Annotated in this window: 6 protein-coding genes and 1 pseudogene; 2 read left to right on the top strand and 5 right to left on the bottom strand. The window is 63.4% G+C overall.

Going from position 1 to position 10,250, the window contains the following annotated elements:
• Positions 1 to 70: 70 nt before the first annotated feature.
• A complete protein-coding gene (locus AXK11_RS02765; protein WP_068629114.1) occupies positions 71 to 889 on the bottom strand; it encodes a hypothetical protein in 819 nt (272 codons plus the stop codon).
• A 133-nt stretch (positions 890 to 1,022) separates the two neighbouring features.
• Between AXK11_RS02765 and AXK11_RS02760 the strand changes: the two genes are divergently transcribed.
• Together AXK11_RS02760 and AXK11_RS02755 are read left to right on the top strand one after the other, a co-directional pair.
• A complete protein-coding gene (locus AXK11_RS02760) occupies positions 1,023 to 1,388 on the top strand; it encodes a hypothetical protein (protein WP_231865733.1) in 366 nt (121 codons plus the stop codon).
• 451 nt (positions 1,389 to 1,839) lie between these two features.
• Positions 1,840 to 3,051: an MFS transporter gene (locus AXK11_RS02755; RefSeq protein WP_068629116.1), complete on the top strand. Its 1,212-nt coding sequence runs from the start codon at positions 1,840 to 1,842 to the stop codon at positions 3,049 to 3,051.
• A gap of 517 nt (positions 3,052 to 3,568) precedes the next feature.
• Here the strand turns inward: AXK11_RS02755 and AXK11_RS02750 are convergent.
• The 4 genes and pseudogenes from AXK11_RS02750 to AXK11_RS02730 form a co-directional block, all read right to left on the bottom strand.
• Positions 3,569 to 5,917, bottom strand: a complete 2,349-nt coding sequence (locus AXK11_RS02750; protein ID WP_068629112.1) for a hypothetical protein — start codon at positions 5,915 to 5,917, stop codon at positions 3,569 to 3,571.
• Between the two features lie 67 nt (positions 5,918 to 5,984).
• Positions 5,985 to 7,925 (bottom strand): hypothetical protein, encoded by a 1,941-nt coding sequence (locus AXK11_RS02745; RefSeq protein WP_156469166.1) that lies wholly within the window; start codon positions 7,923 to 7,925, stop codon positions 5,985 to 5,987.
• 267 nt (positions 7,926 to 8,192) lie between these two features.
• A pseudogene (locus tag AXK11_RS02735) lies at positions 8,193 to 9,785 on the bottom strand (TonB-dependent siderophore receptor); the annotation flags it as partial.
• 15 nt (positions 9,786 to 9,800) lie between these two features.
• A partial coding sequence (locus AXK11_RS02730) for a TonB-dependent receptor plug domain-containing protein (RefSeq protein WP_156469165.1) occupies positions 9,801 to 10,250 on the bottom strand: 450 nt, incomplete at its 5' end.

Raw genomic sequence — 10,250 nt, 5'->3', positions numbered from 1 at the left:
CCCCCCCCCGCGCGAGCGGGGAAGAGCAGGCTGCGTGCCTCCCGGGTCACGCGAGCATGAATGGCGGAGCTCACCGAGCTCCCGGCTGTTGGCGCTGGAGCTCCTGGAGTCGCTTTTCGAGCTCGGTCATTTTCTGGATCAGCTCCTCGGCGACCTGATCTTTGCTGCGCTTGTCGACGATGTTGAAGTGGGCGACGTCCTTGACGACGTTGGCGGGCAGCGTGAGCAGGCGCATGATCAGCCCCTGGTCTTTCTGCGAGCTGAGGTACAGCGCGGTGAGCTCGTGCGAAACCTTCAGCGCATCGTGGGCGGCCGCCTGCGTCTCCATCAGGTTATTGTTGAGCTGCTGATTCTTCGCGAGCTCGGCGGTCAAGACGCCGCCCACCTGCTCGCTGATCCGTTGGCTATAGGCCTCTATCGCCTCGCGGGTGAGGTTCTGGTCTTGGGACATCTCCGCGAGGATCGGTCCGATCTGCGCCACCATCCGCGAGGACACGCGGTCGATCTGCTCGTTCTGGAGCTGCTCGGCCTCTTCGGGCGTCGTCGCGAGCTGCCCACCAAAAGGCTGCACGCGCCGCGCAATCGCCTCGGCCAGCGCCTCGACTTTTTCCTCGTTCAGTTTGGCGATCTCCTCGTCGGTCATGAAGATGTCGGCCTGGCGGCGCGAAATCGCGTCCTTGAGGAGCTGGTCCATGTCGGAGATCTGGCGGCGGCTCTCTTCGGCGGCGGCCTTCAGCGCGTCGTTTTGCTCGCGCAGCGGGGCGAGCTCCTGCTGCTGGCTCTCGGCGAGGCCCGCGACCGTCTTCAAGTGCAGCCAATAGGCCGCACCAAAGACGAGAAGTGCGGTGAGGAGCACGGTAGGAAACTGTTCTTTGAGTTTAGACCACATGGTAGCAGAGCGGTTGAGAATGAGTGATTGGCTATCGGGAGAGTGAGAGAGTGCGCGGGGAAAATCTGGCCCCGGTACGGGAAAAACCAACCCCGTGGACGCCGATCCTGCACAGCGCGGAGCCGCTGCCAATATGCGATTGTTTTTAGATGCGGCCCGCACAGCGTCTGCGCCCGTGAGTCTCAACCGCAGCGAGCAAATCGTCTTCGACTACTGGCAAGGCAACCCCGACGAACGGCGTTTCTGGGAGGACAAGGTGCGCAGCACCGCAGCCGACTGCGCCAGCGACCATGCCGCCGCGCAGCAGCTCGATCGCGACCTGTGGGCCTACTATCAGGAACGCAGCAGCGTACTCCCCCACTTTCGCGAAGCGGCGCCGCCCGCCGCGCCGCTCTCGGCTGATTCGCCATCCGCAGCGCGCACCAGCATGCGCAACCTCGCCGAGCTGCTCCTGCGCCTTTGGGCCCCACCCCGCCCCAAGCCCAAGAAGTCGCGATAGGATCAGGCAAGAAGCGGAGCGGATCGAGCTACCGCCCGGGCGGGGCGGATTTGGTAGGATCGGGCCTTCCCTGCGTTGCGGTGCCGAGCTCGGCGCAGCGGCGCACGCGCGCAGTGGCCTGCGCTTGCTCACCGCATTTTTGAGCAAGAACGGAACAGCCCGCGCAAGACTCGGGGCGACGAAGCTGCGGCACAGCCGCTACGCTCTGCCACCCTGATTTTTGGAAAATCCCGCCTCTCCAATCCCTACCTGCACAACGTTTATGGAAACCCGCTTCTCCACCGAGCCCGCCACTGCCCCTACCGGCTTCGCCGACCAAGCCCGCACCCACCCGGCCGCCCAAACCGGCGCACGCCCGCGCAAGCCGCTCCACACCGTACCGACTCGGCCCAGCGAGGCCGCACCCGCAAGGAAGGCCGCAGACCGCGCGTACTGGAGTGGGGTTTGGGCAATGTCGCTGTGCGCCTTCGTGCTGATCGCTTCGGAGTTTATGCCGGTGAGCTTGCTCACGCCGATCGCCGCCGACCTGCGCGTCAGCGAGGGCCAGGCCGGCTGGGGCATCGGCATCTCGGGCATCTTTGCCGTCATCACCTCGCTGCTGATCCCGCAGCTCACGGGCCAGCGCGACCGGCGCAGCCTGCTGCTCGTTTTCACAGCGATCATGGGTGCCTCGGGTGCAATCGTCGGCTTCGCCCCCAACTATACGGTCTACATGATCGGGCGCGCCTTGATCGGCGTCGTAGTCGGCGGATTCTGGTCGATGTCGGTCGCGGTAGCGATGCGGCTTGTGCCGCTCGAAAAAATCCCGCGCGCGATGGCGATTTTCAATGGGGGCAACGCACTGGCGACTGTCCTCGCTGCGCCGCTCGGCAGCTACCTAGGCGGGCTCGTCGGCTGGCGCGGGGTCTTCTTCTCGCTGGTGCCACTGGCCGCAGCGACGATTCTCTGGCAGCGGCTCGCACTGCCCCCGCTGCCCGCGCAAAACGCGCCGCGCGAAACCGGGGCAAACGCGAGCGCGAACGCAGACGCGAATGCGCGCCACACCGCACACAGCAGCCGCTCCCGCACCGCCGCAGCCGAAAAAGCCGAGCGCTCCGTCCTCACACTTTTCTTGAGTCAACGAGTCGTGACCTTGGGAATGCTCGCCGTGGGGCTCTTCTTCATGGGCCAGTTCACGCTCTATACCTACGTGCGCCCCTTTCTGGAAAATGCCACGCAGGTAACCGAAGCATCCACGCTCTCGCTTATCCTGCTCGCCATCGGCGTGGCGGGCCTGGTGGGAAACGCGCTGATCGGCGGCGCATTGCGGCGCAGCCTCTACGGCGTACTCATCGCGGTGCCGATCCTCATGGCCGTGCTGGCTGGCGGACTGCTCTCCCTCGGCCACGTACTCCCGGTGGCCGTCACCCTGCTCGCGCTCTGGGGCCTGATCGGTACCGCTGCCCCCGTCGGCTGGTGGAGCTGGCTGGCGCAAACCTTGCCGAAAAACGCCGAGACAGGCGGCGCACTCATGGTCGCCATGATCCAGCTCTCAATCGGCCTCGGCTCCTTCGTCGGCGGCCTGCTCTTCGATGGCCCCGGCTACCGAGCGACCTTCGCCACCAGCGCAACACTGCTCCTCACCGCAGCCACCCTCGCCAACCTCACCCGCCGCCACCGGTAGCAAAAGCGTCGAAGCCGCGCGGCCAACGAGCACCGCTGCGCGGTACGCCTTTTTTCTCCACTGCGCGTGGAGCGGCCCTGCGCGGGCGGCGGCAGGCGGTGCCTGCACCCATTTACTGTGCGGCTTGTGGGTTGTGCGTTCCGCACAACCACGCAAGCCGCACAGTTGAATGAACTCCCTGAATGGAGCTCAGGTGGGAGTTTAACCCGTCAACTTTTTCGCCGCACCCAAATGGGTTTCCGCTTCATCCCCATTTGATGCCCCACCCCCTGTCGTGAAACGACAGGGGGTGGTCCCGTTAAATTTGCGATTTTGTTCGGGCGCGAAGCGCACGGGCAAAATCGCAAATTCAATGGCACGTGGCGCCCCGCCACCGCCCCGCGCGCAGGGCGGTCGTTGACCGATTTATTTGGCGGCGAGTCGTTGCCTCGCCGGACGCGTTGCCCCTTCTTTTGGGCGAGCCGCTCGTTGGTGCGCCGGCGGCCCTGCGCGGGCCAGCGGCTCGTCGTCGTGCGCGTCAGCCCGTTGGGGAGGCGGCGGGTGTGTGCGTGGGGGCGCGGGCGGACTTGGCTTTGCAGAAGGCGCGGCGGCGCCACAGGAAAAAGGCGATGGCGCAGGCGCCGAGGATGCCGCCGTAGCTGGCGGGTTCGGGCGCGTCGGGATAGGGCGGGTACTCGGGATCGTCGGGGTAGATAAACTCGGCCTTGATCTCCCAGTAGGTCTTTCGCTCGTAGGTGAACTGCTCGGTGTAGACCTTGCCCATTTTTTCGAAGTGGATTCTGGAGAGCAGTTCGTCGCTGGGCTTTACCGTGGTATTGAGGAGGATGTGGGTATTGTAGGTATCCCAGCCGCGGACGAAGAGCTCTCCGTCGATCTCCAGCTCATTGATGTAGAGGATGCTCTTGGTGTTGTCGTCGATCGGGGCCGTGCCGATGTGGGAGTCCTTGAATTCGATGACGCCGGAGCCCTCGACCTTGAGCTTGTGAAAAGTTTCGCGCGGGCCGCGCGGGGGCTGGACGCGATCGAGCTGGAATATCGCCTCGCCCTTGGGTCCGCCGCGCAGGGTGACGGTCGCCTTGTTGTTGATCTGCTCGCTGCCGCCTTTGACGCTGAGGATGGCGTCGCCCTGGCCGGCGCCGACGTAGATCGAGGTGCCCGGGATGTTGGCGACGTTGGCCCGCTTTCTGAAGAGCGTGAGCTTCCCCTGATTCACGTAGACGGCCCCTGCGAAGGTGTTGTCTTTAACGGTGGGGTGCGGGGGCTTGGGTGGGATTTTGGGCGAGTTTAGCATCAGCTCGCCGTCGCCGGTTTTGATAAGGCCGGTGGCCCCGCTCGCGCCATTGGCGAGCACGCTGTTTTCGATGGACAGGCCGCCCGAGCCGGACACGTGGATCTCGAAATTTTCGCGCGTGGTGCGGATCGTGCCGCCGAGGATTTCGTGCCGGTAGTCGTCTCCGGTGGCGAGGATGCCCGCGCCGTTGAGCGTCAGCGTGTGGTCGCCCAGATCGATGATGCGGCCCAGCGGGTTCTTATCCTCATCCGTGCCGCCGAGCCCTTCGCCGGAGAGCTTGAGCGAGGCGAGCTCGCGATCTGCGGTGAGGCGCTGATTGGCGGCGGGGGCCGCGTTTACCGCTGGGCCCCAGGTCTTCTCGCTGCCGGTTTGGTAGCCCGCGTAGGCGCGCAGGCGGTTGTGCTGATCAACGGTCGCCCAGTCGCGCCCGTTTACCGTGGTGCGGGCGATGACGCCGTGGAGGAGCTGCGGCCGCTGCTGAAACTTGACGGTCGTGCGTCCGGAAAAATCGGCCCCGCCCGAGGTGCTGAAGTTGAGGCTGCCGCTGGGGCCGAAGCGCAGGTGGCCGATGGAGATCGTCGTGCCGAGCTGCCCCGCGCCGCCGCCCGAGACCTCGAAGCGGTTTGCGCCCGCGCGGGCCGTGAGTGTGCCGATGTGCTCGATGGCGGCGGCGTTGTCACGCGTGAGGTAGCGAAAGCTCCCGCCGGAGAGGGCGATGTCGCCGCCGCGGAAGCGGTTGTTCATGACGTGACCGAGGTCGGTGTTATCGATGACGAAGTGGCCGCCTGCGCTGACTTGCACCGAAGCGGGTTTGTGCAGGGTCGCCGCCTCGCGGAGGCGCAGCTCGGCCCCGTCGATTTTGAGTGCACCGGTGAAGCGGTTGTTGGCGGTGGCCAGGTCCATCCGCCCGTCGCCCCGGAGCTGCAAGTCGTGCCTGCCGATGATTTCGCGCTGCATGAGCACGGAGGCGCGCTCCGCTTCGCTGGCTCCGGCGACGAGGTAGATGCTGTTCATCATGTACTCGCCGAGGTCGAGGGCCGTCTCCCAAATGATGGAGCCGGTGCTGCGGTGAGAGCCGAAGATGAGCTGGCCGTCTTTGTAGACGAGCTGGCCCCAGCGCACGGGTGACTCTGTGGCACTGGCGCGCACGAACACGTCGGTATCCATCGCTGCAAAGCGGACGTCGGCCTCGGCTTCGGCGAAATGCGGCTCCCGCGCAGGGCGGCGCGGCTGCGCTGCGCGGGCGGCAGCGGGCTGCTTCGCGGACTTTGCCGACTCGCGGGCAGCGGGAACGGAGGGGGCGGGGGCCGGCAGCGGTTTCTGCTGCGCAGTCGCTGCGGGCTGCGCAGCTCCGGCGTCCTGCCGCGCAGGTGCGGCGCTCTGCGCGCCCGCTGCTTCCTTCGCGTGCTCAGCGGTGGCCGCAGCGGCGGGCTCGGCAGGCCGAGCCGCGACCGACTGCGGCTCTGGCCCCTCCCGCCCTTCTCGCCCCTCCCGCTGGGCAAATACCGGGTCTCCAAAGAAGCCGCCCCAAAGCAGGGGGAGAAAACGTAGCCATGGTAGCAGGTGACGAAGCATCCGCTAAGGCCATACGCTCTTGGTCGCAGGTTTTTAGGCGAAAGAGCTAAGCCGATTTTCGCCGCGCTTAAGCAAGTCCCGCGGCCGCCTGTTCGCGCCGCCGCCGCAGTCGCAACACGCGCCGCCGGTGACGCCAGCGGCGCCAAAGCGCGAGGCCCAGCGCGCCCGTCGAGACGATCCTGCCGCAGGTCGCAGGCTCGGGGGTGGGTTTTGCCGTGAGCCCCCAGTACCCGTTTTTATCCCAGGTCGCCTGGAGGTCTTCGTAGCCCTCGATGTGGATCCGCGAGAGCAGCACCTCATCGGGCTGGACGTGCGATTTTATGAAAATGCGGCTGTTGTACTTGTCCCAGCCGCGGATGGTGAGATCGCCCCGGATGTCGAGCTCCTCAAAATAGAGGACGTTACTCGCCCCGCCGCCCTCGCGGCGCGAGTCGCGAAACTCGATGATGCCGTAGCCCTCGACGACGAGCTTGCGCAGGGTCTGGGTCACGCCCTCCCAGGGGCGGGTCCTTTCGAGCCTGAGAATGGCCGCGCCCTGCTCGCTGCCGCGCAGCGTGACCGTTGCGTCTTCATTAATCTGCCCGCTCGCGCTCTTGATGTTGAGCACCGCCTCCCCTGCCCCGCCGCCGACGTACACCTCGCGGCTCGCGATGCTCGTGCCGCTCTTGTAGAGCGTGAGCGTGCCTTGGTTGACGTAGACGGCGCCCGTAAAGGTATTCGACTGGCCCCTCGGGTCACTCGGCCGCCCCGGGGACACAAAGGAGCTCAGGATGAGCTCGCCCGCGCCCGTTTTGACAAGCCCGGTCGCCCCCATAAGCCCGTTGGCAATCACGCCAGAAATCTCCATGCCGCCATCCGCGCGGCCGCCCCCGACGACATGGATCTCCAGATTCTCGTGCAAGGCCCGCACCGTGCCATTGCGGATCGTGTTCCTGTATGTGCCGCTCGAAAAGATGCCGTCCAGAGAGAGCGTGTGTTTCTCCATATCCACTATCCGGCCCAGCGTGACGCCCTCTGGATTGGTCGCTCCCGAAGCCACGCCATCGAGCTTTAGCCGGGCGAGCTGGCGATCAGCGGTGACGAGGTAGTTACCGGAGGCCCAGACATTCGCTGTGGGGCCCCAGTCCACCTGTTTCGTCTTCGTCCAGTTAATCGAATCCCAATCCTCCAGACGCGGAGGCGCCGCAGGCGAAAGCCCGCCGTTTATGGGCAAGCCGCCGTTTCCGGGCGCGACTCGGGAAATGGGCATGGCCTGCGAAAAGGCAGGCGCGGGGGCAAAACGTGCGGTGACGCCGCCCGCATAAGTGCGGCTGCCGCCACCGGCACTCGCCACAGCAAGTCGCCCCGCAGAGCCGATTTTCCCCGCCGCGTAAGCGCCAAGGCGCGCAGGCGTAAACGGAGAAAATGTAAACCCCGGCCCGGGCCCACGATTCGCCAAACTCAGGGCCATGAAGCCGCGAACATCGGCGACGGCGAAATGCTCGGGCGAGCCGGAAAGCGCCCGCCCGCGATTGGGCGGCCCCAGCAAGGCGTTATCGGCCAGCCGCCACTCCGGCTCGGGCCTGCGCTGTGTGACCGCGAAAAGATCGGCGGCAGCATCGAAGCCAAACGCGTCGAGCTCCCAGAGCTGAACGCGGTCGCGCCCTTCGGCCGTGTACTTGAATTTCAAGGCCACGCGCTGGTTCGCCTCTTCCTCGGAAACGAGGTAAAGGCTGCGCAGCGGATCAAGGTCGGGCGCATCGTCCCAGAGCAAGGGAACCGGCCCCGCGCCCACGTCGAAGATCAAGCTGGCGCTACCCCGCATCAGCCGCTCAACGCGTGGGGGATTGGCATCACAATCGAGGTTACCCGCAGCATCCGGCGGCGGATCGGCCGCTGCGGGCGCGACCTCAGCGCAATCGCCTCCTCCCGTTTCCTCCCGGGCAACTGCCCCGCACACCAGGCCGCAAACGCCAATGGCAAAAGCCAGCGCAGCAAGGTGCTTCAGTTGTAACCAGGAAAGGGACATTCCGCCCCAGCTCATCCGCTCTCACCGCAGTGTTTTAGACGAAAGCACTACGGAGCTTTCCTCTGGCAGTAAGTAGAGTCCACAAGATCTACGACTGGTTTATTTAGCGAAAGGCTCGTTAGCACTTGATACAGGCTTCGCCCAGATGAGTGAGCAAACCCAGCTCGGTCGACAATCGACCTGTCGCTAAAACCAGTAATCTACGCAGATTCCCTCCGATAAGAGGCGCGCCTCACAGCTTTCCGCCTCAAAATCCCATTTCCGACTTCAGAGCTTCATCCGTGCGGTGAGCATGACGCTGCGCGGCTCGCCGTACATATTGCCCGATCCAGTACTGATCTTCCTATAATATATCCTGTCGAAAACATTGCTCACTGACAGCCGCAACGAGAGCTTCTCGCTAATCTGGTAGCCCACACCGGCGTTAAGAATGGCATAGTCCCCCTGTCTGGCGCGCATGCCAGAGTTGCTGCTGTAAGTGGCACTCTGTGCATTCAGCCCGCCACTCACTGACCAGCGCTTCTCCGCCCACGGGAGCAAATAGGTAGTATATAGGCGAAGCATGTGCTTGGGCGCATAACTGCGAAATGATTGACCTTCGTTATTTGAGGGCGAGCCATTAGCCGTACGGTCGCGCAAGTACTCGGTCGTATTATAGGTGTAACCCGCCGACCACTGCCAGCCGCGCAAGATCTCGCCGTTAAGTTCAGCCTCAAAGCCTTCGCTGCGCACCTCTCCCGCATTGATATAGACCGTTTCCCCAGACATACCGTTTGGCCACGCCGGATCAGTTTGCGCACGGTTAGTTTCTTCGATCCTGAATACCGCCAGAGACGCATTGAGCCGCTCGTTGGGAGAGCTGGCCTTCAGGCCTAGCTCGTAGTTCGCGCCAATAGCTGGATCCAAAGGCTGGCCGTTGGCTTGGCGACGGTCGCTTTGCACACGGAAAATATCGGTATAGCTGGCGTACAACGAGTACCGTTTAGTAAAGTCCCATATCACCCCTGCATAAGGTGTTATTTCTCCATCTTGTCTGTACTGATTGTTGATAAAACCGGTGTCCAAGTTGCGGTCTTCGTAGTCGAACCAAGTGCTGCGCGCTCCAGTAACAAACGTCACCTCATCGGCCAGCGACCAGCGAGCTACACCGTACACACCACTTTGGCGCGTGTTGCGATTCCGGTTCTTGCGCATCCTCGGCATAGTCGGCTCAGGGATGGAGTGAGCATCAAAATCGAGACCGACCGCCATACCCTGCTCAGGGAGAACCCAGCCGATTCGCTCAAAACTCGGGCTATCCCGATCCACATAATTAGCACCGATACCAATACCATGTTTGCGCGAAAATAGCGGGAATTTTCCATCCACAAAAACATCTACCCCGTATTGCGTGGATGCGCCCTTGCCAGCATTTCCACGAATAGACAGTCCATCCTGAGTCGCCTTGTTATAGGTCCCTGTGATATAGGCATCCTTGAAAGTATTGGTCTCATCAAGCACGGCCGCGTTCACGACGAGGCTCCAATCCTCGCTAAAAGTATGCTTAAGATCGGCAAAAACTTGCGCGGTCTCGAACTTATAATAGCTCCAGCGCGATGCAAAGTTACGCCTGCGCGGCAGTCCCAGGTCGCTGCCATCACTGGCTCGGGTAAGCCCCGTATTCATCGGCGTGTGATCCTTCTGCCAACTCAGCCCCAGCCCCACCGTCGTGTGTGCACCTAAATCGGCCTCAACAACTCCGTAAGCCAAGCGCGTGCGGGCATCATTCGCATCGTAGAAAAAGCCCCTCTCCTGCCACGCTACTACACTGCGCGCGCGCACCGCTGCGGTGGCGCCAAGTGGCTGGCTCACATCAAACTCAGCACGTGTATTACTTCATGATCCGAGTGCAAAACTCGCAGCGATCTGTTGTCTTTTCAGCGGTCGCTTACGCACAAGATTCACCGTACCGCCCGGCTGGCCTGAGCCGGTAAACAGCCCATCCGCCCCGCGGAGCACTTCCATACGTTCGAGAATGGCTGTATCTGGCTGCGAATCAAAACCGCCCCCGCCGGGTAGTGCCTGCACGCTATCAAAGGACACGTTCTTGATGGGGAAGCCCCGCGCATAAAAATCATAGAGCACGCCAGCACCTGCCGGCTGGATGGTGACTCCCGGTGTAAACTGCATGGCCTGCTCCAGTGAATGGATATTCTGATCATCCAGCCTTTGGCGAGTCAGCACAGTGATTGACTGCGGAATCTCCCGTAACGCCTGCTCACGCCGCCCGATGGAAACTGAGTGCGCCGCATAACCTTCGAGAGAGGCATTAACACTCAATTCATC

It is taken from the genome of Cephaloticoccus primus (assembly GCF_001580015.1).
Taxonomy (GTDB): domain Bacteria; phylum Verrucomicrobiota; class Verrucomicrobiia; order Opitutales; family Opitutaceae; genus Cephaloticoccus; species Cephaloticoccus primus.
This window is presented reverse-complemented; position numbering and strand designations above follow the sequence as displayed.